The sequence below is a fragment of the Corallococcus sp. AB018 genome (assembly GCF_003986945.1).
Classification (GTDB): Bacteria; Myxococcota; Myxococcia; order Myxococcales; family Myxococcaceae; genus Corallococcus; species Corallococcus exiguus.
In genome coordinates, this window is the sequence record NZ_RAWR01000116.1 from 1 (window position 1) to 15,383 (window position 15,383).

Below are 15,383 nucleotides of genomic sequence, written 5' to 3' on the forward strand. Positions count from 1 at the left end.
CTCCCCCCACCGCGCCGTCCGGCACGCCAGGCCCCGCGGGCGCCTGCGACGCGACCGCGGCGACTTCCGTCGCGGCCGGGGTCTCCACCTGCTCCACCACCGGCTCCTGCTCCTTCACCGGCTCAGGAACCTTCGCGGGCACCACCAGTTCCTGCCGCTTCGGGCGCGGCTTCTGCACCACCGGCTTCACGGGCTCCGGGGCCGCCTGCTTCGGCGCGCCCCCCCCCAACGGCGGCGGAGGCGGCGCGTAGGCCATCAGCACCAGCTCCGGCTCCGGCTTCTTGAGTTCGGGCGGCGGGCGGGTCGACACCATCATCACGCCCACCGCCACCGCCAATACGTGCGCCACGGTCGCGGTCAACAGGGCCCCGCTCCAGCGACCCCATCCCGCCTCCGCCGTCGCGGTCGCGGACTGGAAGAGCCCCACCGGGCTCCGCGCCGCATCCGCACGCGCGGTCACAGCTTGCGGCAGCGTCGGGGCAGCACCCAATCCGTCGTTGAAGTTGAGAATGGTTCGCATTTTCGGTCGCCGGAAGGGGATATCCCCTGACGGGTGGCAACGTCAATCTGGAGCGATGCTGAAATCATCCCGGTGCGTCACCACCGGACTGTTTCGTCGCCAAGGGCGCGATTTTCCGAGGTGCGTGACGACCCCGCTGCGTATAAAGGCCTTCCGTCGGCTCGTTTCTGTCGTCGGCCGACTGTCGCATCCCGTGCGACACGCTTAACCCCCCCATCCATGACGCCGGCCCTTCCCCACACCGGGCGTGAAGCCCCCCGCGAGAGCAGGTTCGCCCTGACGGCGGCCGTGTGCGCGGCGGTGCTGGCCGGGCTCCTGGGAATGGTGGGGCTGCCCTCGAGGTCCTCGCGCGGAGCCCACCTGGAGGCCGCGGCGTCCCGGACGCATGGGGTGTCGCGCTCGCCTTCCACCCCGAAGCTGGGGTGGGAGGAAGCGGGGCTGCTGCATGGCTTGCACGTGGCCGCCCCGCGGGCGGGCTCGCGAGATCAGGTGGATGGCGGTGGCGCCGGCCTCCGCCCCCCGACACCCTTCACGCCCCGGCCGGACACGCTGCGCGCGATCCTCGCGCGCCATGACGCGCGGATGCTGGCGCTGGCCGAGGGCCTGCTTGCCCGGGCGCTGCCCTCCCGGCTCACGCCGCTGGCGGACCGTCCCCGGATGGTGAACTGCCCGGCGCAGGGTCCGCCCGGCCAGGGCTGAGCGGTTTCTTTCGTGCCTCCTCTTTCGTTCGCGGGCCCGCGTCCGCTTCCGCCCCCCGGTGTGTCCTCTGGGAACCCGGCGGGCAGGCCGCTCCCACGACACAAACCTTCCAGCACGCGGTGCGCCCTTCGCGGCCGCGCGAGACCTTCCTCCATGTCTTCATCCCCTTCCCCCGAGCCCACCTCACCCCCGTCGCAGCAGACCCAGCAGGGCGGCTCCACCCACGATCAGTGGCAGGGCGCGCGCCTGTTGTGGAGCGGACTGCTGTGTGTGCTCATCATCGCCGGGGCCATTGCCCTCGAGCGATGCAGCTGATTCCGCCCTAACTTCCTGTGGATCCGGCCCCGCGCAGCACGGGCGGGGCCGCTCATCGCGAGCCCATCACCTCCAGAGGCGCCCCCATGCACGACGCCCACGCGTTCCTCCAAGCCCTCGCCACCGTCCTTTGTGTCGCGGCGGTCACCACGGTCCTCTTCCAGCGCCTGCGCCAGCCGGTGGTGCTGGGCTACATCCTCGCGGGCTTCATCATCGGACCGCACGTCCCCATTCCGCTGGTGGCGGACCCGGGCATCGTGCAGACGCTGTCGGAGATGGGCGTCATCCTGCTGATGTTCTCCCTGGGGCTGGAGTTCAGCCTGCGGCGGCTGTTCCAGGTGGGGCCCACCGCGGGGCTCACCGCCGTCATCCAGTGCAGCGTGATGGTGTGGCTGGGCTTCATCGTTGGCCGCGCCTTCGGCTGGACGATGCTGGAGAGCCTTTTCACCGGCTGCTGCATCGCCATCTCCAGCACCACCATCATCGCCAAGGCGTTCGACGAGCAGAACATCCGGGGTGCGCTGCGCGGCATCGTGGTGGGCATCCTCATCGTGGAGGACCTCATCGGCATCCTGCTGATGGCCATGCTCACCGCGGTGTCCACCGGCTCGGGCCTGTCCGCCTGGGACCTGGCGCTGACGGTGGGCAAGCTGGCCGCGTTCCTCGTGGGGCTGGTCGGCATTGGCTTGTTCGTCGTGCCCCGGTTGATGCGCTACATCACGAAGCTCCAGCGGCCGGAGACGACGCTCGTCAGCAGCGTGGGCATCTGCTTCGCGGGCGCGCTGCTGGCGCAGACGTTCGGCTACTCGGTGGCGCTGGGCGCGTTCCTTGCGGGCTCGCTGGTGGCGGAGTCCGGCGAGGGCAAGGAGATTGAACACCTGGTGCAGCCGGTGCGAGACCTGTTCGGCGCGGTGTTCTTCGTGTCGGTGGGCATGCTCATCGACCCGGCGCTCATCCGCGAGCACTGGGCGGCCATCGCGGTGCTCACCGGTGTGGTCGTCGTGGGGAAGATCCTCAGCGTGTCGCTGGGTGCGTTCTTCACGGGCAACGGTACGCGCACGTCCGTGCAGGCGGGCCTGAGCCTGTCCCAGATTGGCGAGTTCTCCTTCATCATCGCGGGCCTGGGCCTGTCCCTGAAGGCCACGGGCACGTTCCTCTACCCGGTGGCGGTGGCCGTGTCCGCCATCACCACGTTGACGACGCCATGGCTCATCCGCGCGTCCGGTCCCATCGCCAACTGGGTGGACCGCAAGCTGCCGGCGCCGCTGCAGACGTTCGCGTCGCTGTACGGCAGCTGGGTGGAGAACCTGCGCACGTCGCCGCGCCAGAAGACGGTGGGCGCGCGCGTGCGGCGCATGGCGCTCCTGATGCTCCTGGACGCGGCGTTCATCACCATCATCGTCATTGGCACGTCGGTGCTGCTGCCCCAGGTGACGGAGTTCATCGACGAGCGCATGGGCTGGGGCAAGACGATGACGCCGTGGATCGTCATCGGCCTGTCCACGGCGCTGGCCCTGCCCTTCTGCGTGGGCATCGTGCGGATGGGGCGGCGGCTGGGCGTGGTGCTGGCGGAGGGCGCGCTACCGGCGGCCGCCAACGGCAGGGTGGACCTGGCGGCGGCGCCTCGGCGGGTGCTGGTGGTGGCGCTCCAGTTGGCCAGCGTCTTCATGGTGGGCGTGCCGGTGCTGGCCATCACCCAACCGTTCATTCCCGGCGTGCCGGGCGCGGTGGTGCTGCTGGTGTCCCTGGGCGTGATGGGCTTCGCCTTCTGGAAGAGCGCCACGAACCTGCAGGGACACATGCGAGCGGGCGCGCAGGTCATCGTGGAGGCGCTCGCGGCCCAGTCCCACGCCAAGGGCGACGAGGACGAGCCGTCACAGGACGTGCTGCACGGCGTGCGTCAGATGCTGCCCGGCATTGGCGAACCGGAGTCGGTGGCGCTCGGCGAGTCCAGCGCGGCGGTGGGCCGGACCCTGGCGGAGCTCAACCTGCGCGGCATGACGGGGGCGACGGTGCTGGCCATCCGGCGGGGCGAAGCAGGCGTGCTGGTGCCCACCGCGCAGGAGGTGCTGCGCGCGGGTGACATCCTCGCGCTCGCGGGGACTCATGAGGCCATCGACGCGGCGAAGGGCGTGCTCGGCTGAGGCAGGGCACCGGATGCAATGGGGGACGCGGCCGTCCGTAGCAAGGGCATGCCGCTCCCCTTCCGCGTTCCGGAGGTTCCCGCCATGCGCCGCCCGTTCCTGCCCACCCTGTTGCTCGCCTGCTCGCTGGCCTTGCCTGCCCTGGCGGCGGAGCCGGCGAAGAAGCCGGCCAAGGCTCCCGCCAAGACCATCTGCGTCAACGTCAAGGACGGGAGCAAGGCGGTCCAGGGGACGAACCTGGTCATCGAGCCCGGGGAGAAGATCAAGGACGCGGTCGCCGTGGATGGCGACGTCATCGTGAAGAAGGGCGCGGTGGTGGACAACGACGTGGCCGCCATCCGGGGCCGCGTCATCCTGGAGCCCGGTGCCAAGGTGAAGGGCGACGTGGTGTCCATCGGCGGCGAGGTGCGGGTGCCCGCGGGCGCGCACGTCGACGGGAACGCGACGGCGCTGGGCGGCAAGCTCGTCCTGGACAAGAAAGAGGACGTGGGCGGGGAGCAGAACTCCTTGTCCCTGGTCTTCAACGGCGACGACCTGGTGAAGGAGTTCATCGGCAAGGCGCTCGACGAGGATGCCGGCAAGTGCCACATCCTCGACGACGACGATGATGACGACAAGGACGTCTGAGCCGACCTTCACCGTGTCAGGCGGCCCCCGTCACTTCCATTCTGGCGGGGGCTTTCGCGTGGCGCGGCGGCGCGAGCGAGGTTGCAGGTGTACTTCGTCCCCCCGGCAGACGCGTACCCGCAGGAAGCGCTGGAGCTGATCCAGGGCCAGGTCGTGGTCCTTGTCGCTCTCCGCGCAGCAGCAGTCGCTGAGCACGGTGATCTTGTACTCATGCATGTGCGCGTCGTGGGCGCTGAAGAAGACGCACAGGTTGGTGGCGATGCCCGCGAGCAGCAGCTTCTTCGTGCCCAGATGCTCCAGCAGGGGCACCAGCGACGTGGCGAAGAAGGCCGAGTGCTTGGGCTTGAGGATGAAGTAGTCGTCCGGCCGGGGCTTGAGCGCGCGGGCGACCCGCTGGCCCCGGCTGTCCTTCCGGGTGCAGTGTTTGTAGACGTCCGTGAAGCTGCTGCGCCACAGGTCGAAGTTGTCGTTGACGTAGATGACCGGGACGCCCGCCTTGCGCATCCTTTCGGCGAAGGGGCCCAGGCGCTCCACCATGCGCAGCGCCCAGGGCAGGACGTTCTCCCCGCCCGGGAACTCCAGGTCGTTGATGACGTCGATGATGAGCAGCGCGGTGTCATGCCGCCGCTCATGCGGCGTGCGCGTCTGCTTCCGGACCGCCTGGCGCGGTTTCGCCACGTCCACCTCCCCGTGGCGAAACGCTAATCATCCTGTGGCCGAACACCCAGGTGCCGCGCGCGGAGGGTTACCGCCGGGACCGGCGGGGCCTCCACACGAGCCCGGAGAGCAGCCACCAGGCCAGGACGCCTGGGAGCGCGCTGGCGCCGGCACTGCACCCGCCGGATTCATCCTCCATGTGCACGGGCATCGTGCCGCCATCCTTCGCGGAGCCTGCGTCCACGACTGCTCCGGCGTCCACCAGGGTTCCCGCATCCTCCACGGTCCCTGCATCCTCGATGGCCCCCGCGTCTTCGATAGTTCCCGCATCCTCGAGGGTTCCCGCGTCTTCGACAGTCCCGGCATCCTCGAGGGTTCCCGCATCCATTTCCGGTCCGCCGTCGACGCCGCCGTCATTGGCAGGCTCCTCCGGCACTTCGTCCTCTTCCGTGCGGGCATGGACGGTGACCACGGGGAAGTCCTGCGTCGGCGTGAACGTGAAGGACGCATGTTCGACGTCCGCATCCGCGTCCTGCGCCGCGCCCAGCGTCACGAATTGGGGAACGCTCCAGTTCTCGATCGTGAACCGAAGCGAGGCGCCGTCCACCACGGAGAGGTCGCCATCGCCACCCTGCACTGCCACCTTGACCCAGACGTCCACGGCGGGAGGCATCGCCAGGGACACCATGACCGTCTGGGTTCCGCCCTCCGGGATGACGAGGTCCGACGGCGACACGATCAAGGCCTGGCCTCCTGGCACCGGAGTGATCCGGTTGATTCCGCCGTAATAGCTCAGCACGTACAGCGCCCCGTCCGGTCCCTCGTTCACGTCGACGAAGCCGCCGCCTGTCTCATAGTTCATGATGACGTCTTCATTGGCCATGGAGCCGTCCGCCGCGAACCGGATCCGATGAAGCATTCCGCGGAAGTCCGTGTACAAGTAGTTGCCGGAGTAGCTCGTGGGGAAGCGCGTCCCTGTATAGAACATGCCTCCCATGACGAACTCGCCCTGGGGCCATCGCCTGAGCTGACCACCGCCGCTCACCGCATCCGGCTCAGGCTGATCCACGGTAAATGACTGCGGAGACGGATGCCCCGTGACATAGAAATCACCGTTGAAGCTGGGCTCCTCCACATCCCGAATCAGGATCCGCGTCCCTTTGCGGTACCAATAGGAATCCACGGAGTCGCCCAGCAGCGTGAAGGTCGCAACGCCGTTCTGCCGCACCGCACCTGTCGACGTGAGCGGAGAGTCATCAAAGTTGGCGGGGATGTATGAATAAACGGGCGAAAGGTAGCCCGCGGGGCGCCTGTAGTTGTAGTGGGGCCACCCTCCATGATCGCCCGGACTCACGCTGAAGATCTGAAGATTCTCCGGACTTGAGGCATTGGCCCACAGGCGGCCGGTTCCCGGCTGGAAGACCAACCCGTAGAGATTGCAGAAGCCCTGCGCCCAGATGCTGTCCACGTTGGGGCCCGGTCCATCGTAGAAGGGGTTGTCGGTAGGCACGGTGCCATCCGGGCGCACGCGGTGGATCTTTCCCGCCGCGCTCGTCAAGACATCTTCGCCCCGGCTGCCGTGGAGATTTCCCACCCCGAAGTACAGCATGCCATCCGGACCGAAGGTCATGCCGCCGCCGTCGTAGTCGAGCACTCCCGCCTGGAGCCCGTCCACGATGACGGTGCGATTCACGCCGACGCCACCGACGTCGGTGTACCGGAAGATCTGCAACGTGTAGCCCGGCATCGCCGCGAAGAAATAGACGTAGTGGTTGTTCGCGAAGTCCGGATCGAAGGCCATGCCCAGGAGGCCTTGCTGATCGTGCCCCTGGGTGAACGACTCGGAGATGAAGGGGGTGGGCTGCAACACCCCGTTCACCACGACGAGGACCTTTCCCCTCATCGTCGTCACGAACAGGCGGCCAGAGCCGTCCGGAACCCATCCCATCCGGGTGGCATCGTTGTCGCTGAAGATCACCCAGTTATCGATGATCTCAAGGTCACGAGCAGTCTCGACAGGTTGGGAATAGACGGGGAAGGCAGTCAGCAATGCCAGGGCAAGCCAGGCGGCAATGGATCGCATATCGAGCACGCTAGCGTGCCTTCCCGTCTGTCCGTCAGTCTTTTCCTTCCAGTTCTGGATTCAGCTCCGCCGGGCGCGGCGAGGCCTCCACAGAAGACCCGCGAGCAACCACCCGCCCAGGACACCCGGAAGCGCGGTGGCGCCAGCACTGCATCCGCCGGATTCATCCTCCTTGGGGCCCGTCACCGTGCCGCCATCCTGCTGGGTGCCCGCGTCCGCGACGGAGCCACCGTCCGTTCCGGTCCCCGCATCCGTATTGGCCCCGGCATCCGTCTGGGCGCCAGCATCCACGACGCTGCCCGCATCGGTGCCGGCGTCGGGGATTCCTGACGCTCGGACCTGGAGCTGGAACGTCTGGACTGCATCCGGAAGCTGTCCATTGCTGGCGCGCACGGAGACGGTCACGGTCGCTTCGGTCGCGGGCGTCCAGGACAGCCGTCCGCTGACCGGGTCCAGCGTCATGCCTTGCGGCCCCTGCACCAGCGTCAGCAGCGGCTCGGGCTTCCCGAACGCCGTGACCGTGTACGCATAGGGCTTCCCCACGGTCGCCTGCGTCACGGGCGCGGAGGTGATGGTAGGCACTCCAGCCACGTCCCTGGCGATGACGTTGACCACCCGCGAGGTGAGTCCCGGAGACGACACCGTCAACAAGGCCACGTCGTCCTCGCTGTCCGTGTCGCGCGCGGTCGCCACCGTGACGGTCTTCGCCGCAGTTCCGTCCTCGGGCGTGAAGGTCAGGGAGGCGCCGCCGGTGACGGTCACATCCGCGCTCCCCGAAGTGCGGGACACGGTGACCGTCACGGGAGACGTAGGCACGTAGGTCAGGCCGACGGTGAAGGTGCCGCCCATTCCCTCATCCAGATCGAATGACGTGGTGGAGAGCTTGAGCGCCTGGACTTCATCCTCCTCGGTGCGCACGTGGATCTCCACGCCGGGAACGCCAGCCGGAAAGCCCTGGTCCATGGTGACGAAGAACGTGGCGTGGTCGACCTCCGAGTCCGCGTCATGGGCCGCGCTGAGGGTGACGAACTGCGGGACGCTCCAGTTGGTCGCGTCGAAGAGCATTGGCTGCCCGGCGGACACCCGGATGTCCGAGTCCTCTTCACGCCTCACGAGGGCCACATACGTCGGGGTCGTGGGAGGCATGGCCAGGGAGACCATGAGGGTCTTCGACCCTCCTTCGGGGACGACCAGATCTTGAGTGGAGACGATCACGCCCTGGCCCACGGGCAGCGGAGTGATCCGGAAGATCGTGCTGTAGAAGGATGAGACATACAGCGCGCCATCCGGTCCCACCGCGACGTCGGTGAAATTCGACTCGTGGACGTAGTTCACCACGAGCTCCACCTTTTTCACGGAGCCATCCGCTCCCAGGTCCACCCGGTGGAGGTACCCACCGAAGTCGGCGAAGAAGTAATCGCCCTGGTACTCGGAGGAAAATCGTGAGCCTGCGTAGAACACACCACCGACCACGGCATCGCCCATCTGGTCTGTCTGCAGGCCACCGCCACCGCTCACCGCATCCGGACCGGGCTGATCCACCGTGAACGACAGGGGCGTCGGAAAGCCGGTGATGTAGCCGACTCCATTGAAGCTGGGGTCTGCCACATCCCGCAGATGGACCTTCTTGCCCTTGCGCAGAGAGGAGACCGGATAGGTGCCCTCCACGGTGAAGGTCGCGACCCCGCCCTTGCGCACGGCTCCTGTCGACGTGAAGGAGTACACGTCCCACAGCCCTGGCGTATAGGCGACGAGTGGCGACAGGAATCCCTGGGGCTGGTTGTTCTCATACTGCCACCAGCCCGCATGGTCACCCCGCCCCACGCTGAAGATCTGCTCGGCGATGTTCCCGGCAACGTTGGCCCAAAGCTTCCCGGTTCCAGGCTGGAAGCGGATCCGGAAGGGATTGCGGAAGCCTCGGGCCCAGATGAGATCGTTGTTCGGCCCCCAGTCATCGTAGAAGGGGTTGTCCGTGGGAATGCTTCCGTCCTTGTGGACGCGGAGGATCTTCGACGACATCAGGGACAGGTCATCATTGGTCCCTGCGTAGATGTCTCCATCCCCCACTCCAAAATACAGGAGCCCATCCGGACCGAAGGCCAGACCTCCGCCATTGTGGCTCTTGTTTTGCGGGATGTTGTCCACGATGACGGTCCGGTTGACACCCACACCGCCAGCCTCCGTGAACCGCAGAATCTGCGCCATGTAGCGGGTGACACCCCCTACGTCGATGTTCGGCTGACTGGCGAAGACGTAGACGTAGCGGTTGGTCGCGAAGTCCGGATCGAAGGCAAGGCTTTGCAGGCCCTGCTCTCCATCCGTTGCCACCTGCTCATCGATGAATGGCGTAGGCTGGAGCGCGCCGTTCTGGATGATCCGGACCTTCCCTCCCTTGATCACCACGAACAGGCGGTTGGAACCGTCCGGAGCCCAGACCAGTCCGGATGCATTCTCAATCTCCTGTGTCTCGATGAACTTCGCGACTTCGACGCCATAGGCGCCATTGGGGGTAGGAATATAGACCTGGGCCTGGGCGGTGAAGGCCGCAAGACATGCAAGAAACACCAAGGAATAGACTGAACGCATGGCAGACACGCTACCATCCATCCCTTCCTCAGGGTCTGGGCTTCACGCCCCAGATGCCTACCTTGCCGTCGTCCATGCCCCAGCTCACGAAGCGTCCGTCGGGGGAGAAGTTCGCGGTGCTGCCCTGCATGTCATCCAGGTCCGAATAGGCGAAGACGTCCCGGCCCTCGCGGACATCGATGACCACGAACGCGCTCGTGTCCGCGCTCGCAGCCAGTAGAGAGCCATCGGAGTTGAACTCCATCTGCAGCGCACCGGAGCCTGGAGCCTCGAGGGTCCGAAGCGTTGCCAGTCCGGGGAGGCCCAGGAAGAACAACTGGCCACCGGTATTCGAGGCGACCAGCGACTCTCCAGACGGCGTGAACGCCACGTTCCAGATCCACTGGGCATCGAGCGCACGGGTCCCCACGGGCTTGCCGGTTCTCGCATCCCAGAGGCGAACGGAACCGCGCGTCGCGGCGCCCTCCTGCTCCTCGGCGGCGCCCGCGGCCGCGAACCGGCCATCCGGCGACAGCGCGCAGCCATAGAGGTAGGCAGGATCCTCCAGCCGCCACACGAGCCAGTTGCGCTCCAGGTCCCAGAGCATGACACGCCCCTGGCCGGCGGTGAGCAGCAGGCGGGTTCCGTCCGAGGACAGACACGCGCTGGAGACGGAACCACCGGTCTCCACCGAGGACAGCAGCGTGCCGTCGGTGACGGACCAGGTCCGGAGGGTGCCGCGAACCGTCACGGACAGGAGGCGCTGGGAGCCAGGGAGGAACCACGCGGCCACGCAGCGGGAAACGGAGTGCGCGAAGAGCGGAGTCGTCTCTTCCGAGTGCAGGTCCCACCAGCGCAACGGTGTCCCGCCCTGCTTCTGGACGGACAGCAGATAACGCGACGACGCATCCCACCCCAGCCACTGCCACCGTGTGTACGGCGACAGCTCCGGCTCCCCCAGCGTCCGCAGCAGGGACAAGTGTTTCGCGGTGTCAGGGGTCAGCATCAAGACGCTCCAAGCGGTTCCAGCAACCCGACCCGTTGCAACTGGTCCCGCACCTCTTCCGCGAGCGCGACATGATCCGGCCTGGTCAGCGTGAATCGTTCCGGGGTCAGGATGACGAGGGTGCCTCGGTCCTCAACGGGTTCGACTCGCACGGGGCCGGGAAGATGCGGCACCGGACCTCGGTCCCGGGAGAAGTACGTCATCCATCCGATGAACGTGCCTGCGTCGCCTGACTCAGACACCGAGTCCCGGTGCGCGTCGGAAGTGACGATGCCCCATTCAGGCTCCCAGGCCAGCACCATCGCCTTCAGCACCAGGGACGCTCTCTGCTGGGAGAGGAGCCTTGGCGCAGAGGGGGTCCAAACGCAAAGGTCCACGGCACCCGGCACCGGAGCCCCGCAGGAGAAGTTGACGACGCTGCTGTCGTCAGCACTCCCGTTCCAGGCGGCGAAGGAGATTTCGCCTTCGCCTATCTGGTACTTCGTCTTCTTGAGCAGTTGCTGAAGCGAAAGGGCATCTGGACTGATCCGGCTGTTGAGCGCCGGCTCCCGGGAGCGGGCCTGCTCGTACCAATTCGCGAGGATCGGGTCTGTGGAAGCCAACCGCTGGAACAGGGCTTCGGCCCGCCGAGCATGGGTCTCCAGCGGCTCGGGCCTTCCGGGCCAGTACACCCCTGCGTAGTAGGTTTCAGTCATCAGCCGTGAAGACGTTCAGCGCGGAGAAGTGAAGTGGACGGGAATCCGCCCCAGACCGTTTCTCTTGAAAAGCGCTCGTACGTAGTCCGCGACCTTGCGCTCCGCGAAGTGCCATTCCAGGGGAACTCCACGGGCAACGCGCTGCTGTCGCTTCGCCTGTCGGACCATGTCCGTGAATCCCTCGAGCCATCCGCCCTGCTCCACGGCCATCTCGAGGAACTTCTCATAGCCCGGGCCTTTGGCCTCCAGCAACACGCCATTGGTGAACCCGTCGAACTTGACGCTGTCGACTTCGTAGACCAGTCCCTCCGCGGCGTTGGTGATCTGGGACTGGTACTTCCGGGCCGCATCCTCCATGTGCTCGGTCGCGGGCCGCCACTTCCCCGGTCCACCGGAAGAGGAAGCCCCACCGCCTGGGGCATTCGACTTCAACAGGATGACGGCCGCCCCAGGAGCTCCACTCAAGACCGTCGTCGCGCGTCCCACTGGGACCGAGACGAGGTCCAGCATCAGCGCGCCCTCCGCGGACAGTGAGAGCATCGGCGCGGAGACCTCCGCGCCCACGGCCAGCCCCTTCAGCGAGCGCGTCGTTGCAGAGGCCGTTCCCCACAGTGCGACGACATTCGTCGTCAGCCGTGCGGTCTCGCGGATCTGCTCGCCGCGCGTCATGTGCTGGAATCGTTCCCAATAGGCGGGAGAGTTCGTGATGAGGGCCACGATCCCCGCCGGCAGGTTTCGCAGCCCAGCGATGCTGTCCGTCGGGCGCGACAACAGCTGACCCAACGCGTGGTACAGCTCCACGAAGGCGTCCTCGGCGCCATCCAGTGAGCGGCTGATGACATCCGCGTCGTCGTACACCTCGGCCAGGGGTCTCGGGTCCACGGCGCGCAGCTGCGCGTCGACATGGCGGAAGACTCCGCCACGGCCGCTGTAAAAGCGGCCCAACTCGAAGTTCCCTGCGCGGAAGGCTCCGTCCCTCCACTTCACCTCCGAAACCTTCTGTTGCGTCCTGCCATCCAGCGCCCAGGCGAGATATCCGTCCGGCCGAAGCACCGCCACCTGCTCGCGGGCGAAGCGTTCCACCCGCCGCGCCAGCTCCTCACGCGACACGTCGCCGTCCGCCAGCACCTCGCGCATCAGGAAGCCCGCGGCCATCCGCGGAGGGAAGGAGCCCAACGTCACGGGTGTCTCCGTCAGCCGTTCGAGCACTCCCACTGCGTCCTCGGGTGTAAAGGGATTGCGGCGAGTGGGCAGCTCGTCCACATCCTCCAGCCCGGCGTGAATCAGCACCTCCTCGAACGCATCCGGCCGGAGGAACTGCGTGCTTCCTCTTCCGGAGGCAGCCTCCACCCCGGCACAGCCACTGCAGAACAGAGCCACGAGTACCGCGATGACCGCCAGGCGCATGGGCCCACTCTAGACCGCCGGTACAATGGTGGGCCCCCAACGACTCGCGCCTCACGCTGCGTCAAGCCAGGCCGCGCGCTGGGGGGCTTGAGTCGGAGCGATCCGGCGGCCTAAGACGCGGCCTCCCCGTCCAGGGGACCCTTTTCAAGGAACACCATGCTCAAGAAGATTGCCATTGGCGTCGTTGCCGCGCTCGTGCTGCTCGCAGGCTTCATCGCCACCCGCCCCGATTCCTACACCGTCACGCGCACAACCACGGTGGCGGGTACGCCCGACATCGCGTTCGGTCTGGTCAATGACTTCCACCAGTGGAACCAGTGGTCCCCCTGGGACAACCTCGACCCGAGCATGAAGAAGACCTTTGGCGGCGCGGAGTCGGGCGTTGGCGCCACCTATGGGTGGGTGGGCAACAACGACGTGGGTGAGGGCCGCATGACCATCCTGGAGGCCACCGCCAACGCGGCCGTCCGCATCAAGCTGGAGTTCATCAAGCCCTTCGAAGACAGCAGCATCACCACCTTCACGTTCAAGCCCGCCGACGACGGCACCACCGTCACCTGGACCATGGCCGGCAACCACAACTTCATGAGCAAGGCGATGTGCCTCGTCATGGACATGGACCAGATGATCGGCAAGGACTTCGAGAAAGGCCTCGCCAGCATGAAGACCGCCACCCAGGCCGAGGCCACGAAGCGCGCGGAGGCCGAAGCCGCCCGCAAGGTCGCCGAGGCCAAGGCCGCCGAGGAGGCCGCAGCCGCAGCCGCTGCCGCCGCTGCCGCGCCCGCGGCAGGCACGCCCGCCGTCGCCACGCCCACTCCGTAGTCCACGGCCACCACCTCGTGGCCAACGGCCCCTCGCGCCTCCCAGGCCCGAGGGGCCTTCTTGTTCACGGCGGATCGATCACAACCGCCAGCGCTGGGGAACGGGCTCCCGAGCCAGCCCCAGGCTCCTGCGATTGACCAGGCGATTGCGCGGATCCACCGCGACCTGCTGGACCTTCCACGGCAGCCCCTTCACCGTGAACCCCGCCGTCGCGGACTCCGGGGCCAGCCCGTAGGAGACCGTTACCCGCCGTCGCTCCTCCGGCACCGCCCCCTGAAGCTCCAACTCCACCTCGCAGGGATACACCTTCCCGGTCTCCGTCCGCTGCGTCACCCTTAACGTCAACGAGTCCCCCTGGCTCCACTCCACCTGGAAGTACGGCCAGTCCGGCTCCCCTTCCCCATCCACCCAGGTGTCGAAGTAGAGCCGCAGGTTCCTTCCTGAAGCGCCTTCGAGCGCCTGGCGCAGGTCCTCGATGCTCCGGACTCCCGGCTCCGCCAGGAACGCCTGGAGCCCCGTCAGCACCTGCTCGCGACCCAGCAGGGATTCCAGTTGAACCAGGAGGATCAGCGGGCCCGTACCGTAGATGTCATTCACGAAGGAGAGGAAGGACGGCTTGGGCGTGTCTCGTGGACGCAGATGGTAGGAGGCCGTCCGCGCCAGCCGGTCCCAGTACGCCAGCGTGACCGCGGCGTCTTCACCCCGGTGCTCGTCCTCGAAGACATACGTGAGGTACTCCGCCACCGCTTCCTTCCACGGGTAGTCCTCCGCGCTCGCCAGCGTCGTCCGGTCACCGGCCCACTGGTGCACGATTTCATGCATCAACGTGTGCATCGTCACGTTGGCGTAGGGCCCGCCCATCCATGGCAGGTCGTCGCGCAGCACGATGTTGGCCGGGTGCTCCATGCCCAACCAGTCCGTGCGCCCGCTGGCCACGCGCAGCTCGGGGCCATAGGGCAGCGGCCCGAAGCGGGCCGTCATCCGCGCCAGGAACTCCGCCACCGCGCCCGCGTCAATCGCCGGCCCGAGCAGTCCCCCTGGCGGCTCATACAGCTCCACGCACCCCACGTCCGTGTCCACCAGCCGCGTGCGCTCCCACGCCGGATGCGAAGCGACCATGAAGGCGGAGTACGTGGGGGCTCGCGTCCCCAGGAGCTCGCAGCGCGTATGTGTTTCATCTCTCCGAGACAGGTTCCCCGGACACAGCACCCCGTCACCGGGCGCGTGCGTGATGTCGAAGGTGAAGTGCGCCAGCCTCCCGGGCGCAGTGTCACACGGCCCGAAGAGGTCGCAGGACTCCAACCAGCCCAGCAGATACGTGAAGGGACGGCCCTGCGCATCCAACCGCCGTGAGAACCCCACCTGCGTGTACGGCACGGTGGACTCCGGCACACGCAGCCGGCTGTCGAGCCACAACGGCCCCTCCAGCGGCGCAACGCCGCAAACCTCCATCCGACCGTCCGCGAGGCGGAAGCTCTCGGGAGGCGCACCGCCCCACCGCACGTCCGTCACCTCCGCGCGAGCTGGAAGGGACACGCAGCCCCGCGCGCCAGCCTCCACGTCCAACCACAGCCGGGACGACGCCTCCCCCGTGGTGAGGTCGAATGCGAAATCGTAGCGCTCCACCGTGGACGCCAGCACCACCCCGCCCGCGTCCGGTGACTCCAGGGGCGGATCGTCGGACTCGCAACCCGTCACGCCCAGGACGAAGCACGACAGCGTGAAGCATCGGATCCAGCTCAGGAGCACGACACGGATACGGCCCCGGGCGCTCCGTTGGGTCGTAATGAAAAAGAAAGAGGAGCGGCCATCACTCCGGCCGCCCCTCCCCTATCTCAAGTCC

Annotated in this window: 12 protein-coding genes and 1 pseudogene; 5 read left to right on the forward strand and 8 right to left on the reverse strand. The window is 67.2% G+C overall.

Annotated features, from left to right (window positions below; translation table 11 throughout):
• Positions 1-520: pseudogene (locus D7Y11_RS23920) on the reverse strand (energy transducer TonB); the annotation flags it as partial.
• A 219-nt stretch (positions 521-739) separates the two neighbouring features.
• On the opposite strand from D7Y11_RS23920, the gene D7Y11_RS23925 reads away from it, so the two are divergent.
• From D7Y11_RS23925 to D7Y11_RS23935, 4 genes are all read left to right on the forward strand, one after another.
• Positions 740-1,219: a hypothetical protein gene (locus D7Y11_RS23925; RefSeq protein WP_126934882.1), complete on the forward strand. Its 480-nt coding sequence runs from the start codon at positions 740-742 to the stop codon at positions 1,217-1,219.
• A 153-nt stretch (positions 1,220-1,372) separates the two neighbouring features.
• Positions 1,373-1,534: a hypothetical protein gene (locus tag D7Y11_RS43390; RefSeq protein ID WP_158624430.1), complete on the forward strand. Its 162-nt coding sequence runs from the start codon at positions 1,373-1,375 to the stop codon at positions 1,532-1,534.
• 86 nt (positions 1,535-1,620) lie between these two features.
• Entirely contained in the window at positions 1,621-3,678 is a 2,058-nt protein-coding gene (locus D7Y11_RS23930; RefSeq protein ID WP_120577638.1) for a cation:proton antiporter, read from the forward strand.
• A gap of 84 nt (positions 3,679-3,762) precedes the next feature.
• Positions 3,763-4,305 carry a hypothetical protein gene (locus D7Y11_RS23935; protein WP_121754261.1) on the forward strand — a complete coding sequence of 181 codons (543 nt, stop codon included), beginning with the start codon at positions 3,763-3,765 and terminating at the stop codon, positions 4,303-4,305.
• 30 nt (positions 4,306-4,335) lie between these two features.
• On the opposite strand, the gene D7Y11_RS23940 is transcribed toward D7Y11_RS23935, so the two are convergent.
• From D7Y11_RS23940 to D7Y11_RS45210, 6 genes are all read right to left on the reverse strand, one after another.
• Complete coding sequence (locus D7Y11_RS23940; protein ID WP_171425713.1) at positions 4,336-4,983, reverse strand: cysteine hydrolase family protein; 648 nt, start codon at positions 4,981-4,983, stop codon at positions 4,336-4,338.
• A 67-nt stretch (positions 4,984-5,050) separates the two neighbouring features.
• Positions 5,051-6,910, reverse strand: coding sequence for a PQQ-dependent sugar dehydrogenase (locus D7Y11_RS23945; RefSeq protein WP_158629110.1), 1,860 nt, complete (start codon positions 6,908-6,910; stop codon positions 5,051-5,053).
• A gap of 195 nt (positions 6,911-7,105) precedes the next feature.
• Positions 7,106-9,631: a PQQ-dependent sugar dehydrogenase gene (locus D7Y11_RS23950; RefSeq protein ID WP_158641991.1), complete on the reverse strand. Its 2,526-nt coding sequence runs from the start codon at positions 9,629-9,631 to the stop codon at positions 7,106-7,108.
• Positions 9,632-9,659: 28 nt separating this feature from the next.
• Positions 9,660-10,616, reverse strand: a complete 957-nt coding sequence (locus D7Y11_RS23955) for a WD40 repeat domain-containing protein (RefSeq protein ID WP_126934884.1) — start codon at positions 10,614-10,616, stop codon at positions 9,660-9,662.
• Complete coding sequence (locus tag D7Y11_RS23960) at positions 10,616-11,311, reverse strand: immunity 52 family protein (RefSeq protein WP_121754254.1); 696 nt, start codon at positions 11,309-11,311, stop codon at positions 10,616-10,618. Before D7Y11_RS23960 ends, D7Y11_RS23955 begins: the two co-directional genes overlap by 1 nt.
• 15 nt (positions 11,312-11,326) lie before the next feature.
• Positions 11,327-12,718, reverse strand: a complete 1,392-nt coding sequence (locus D7Y11_RS45210) for a Tox-REase-5 domain-containing protein (protein ID WP_126934885.1) — start codon at positions 12,716-12,718, stop codon at positions 11,327-11,329.
• Between the two features lie 156 nt (positions 12,719-12,874).
• On the opposite strand from D7Y11_RS45210, the gene D7Y11_RS23970 reads away from it, so the two are divergent.
• Positions 12,875-13,540: an SRPBCC family protein gene (locus D7Y11_RS23970; RefSeq protein WP_126934886.1), complete on the forward strand. Its 666-nt coding sequence runs from the start codon at positions 12,875-12,877 to the stop codon at positions 13,538-13,540.
• 78 nt (positions 13,541-13,618) lie between these two features.
• On the opposite strand, the gene D7Y11_RS23975 is transcribed toward D7Y11_RS23970, so the two are convergent.
• Positions 13,619-15,289: a M1 family aminopeptidase gene (locus D7Y11_RS23975; protein WP_120577646.1), complete on the reverse strand. Its 1,671-nt coding sequence runs from the start codon at positions 15,287-15,289 to the stop codon at positions 13,619-13,621.
• Between the last annotated feature and the right edge of the window lie 94 nt (positions 15,290-15,383).

Coding starts and splice junctions, on each gene's coding strand:
- D7Y11_RS23925 (WP_126934882.1), top strand. CDS start 740: ATGACGCCGGCCCTTCCCCACACCGGGCGTGAAGCCCCCCGCGAGAGC.
- D7Y11_RS43390 (WP_158624430.1), top strand. CDS start 1,373: ATGTCTTCATCCCCTTCCCCCGAGCCCACCTCACCCCCGTCGCAGCAG.
- D7Y11_RS23930 (WP_120577638.1), top strand. CDS start 1,621: ATGCACGACGCCCACGCGTTCCTCCAAGCCCTCGCCACCGTCCTTTGT.
- D7Y11_RS23935 (WP_121754261.1), top strand. CDS start 3,763: ATGCGCCGCCCGTTCCTGCCCACCCTGTTGCTCGCCTGCTCGCTGGCC.
- D7Y11_RS23945 (WP_158629110.1), bottom strand. CDS start 6,910: ATGGGATGGGTTCCGGACGGCTCTGGCCGCCTGTTCGTGACGACGATG.
- D7Y11_RS23950 (WP_158641991.1), bottom strand. CDS start 9,631: ATGCGTTCAGTCTATTCCTTGGTGTTTCTTGCATGTCTTGCGGCCTTC.
- D7Y11_RS23955 (WP_126934884.1), bottom strand. CDS start 10,616: ATGCTGACCCCTGACACCGCGAAACACTTGTCCCTGCTGCGGACGCTG.
- D7Y11_RS23960 (WP_121754254.1), bottom strand. CDS start 11,311: ATGACTGAAACCTACTACGCAGGGGTGTACTGGCCCGGAAGGCCCGAG.
- D7Y11_RS45210 (WP_126934885.1), bottom strand. CDS start 12,718: ATGCGCCTGGCGGTCATCGCGGTACTCGTGGCTCTGTTCTGCAGTGGC.
- D7Y11_RS23970 (WP_126934886.1), top strand. CDS start 12,875: ATGCTCAAGAAGATTGCCATTGGCGTCGTTGCCGCGCTCGTGCTGCTC.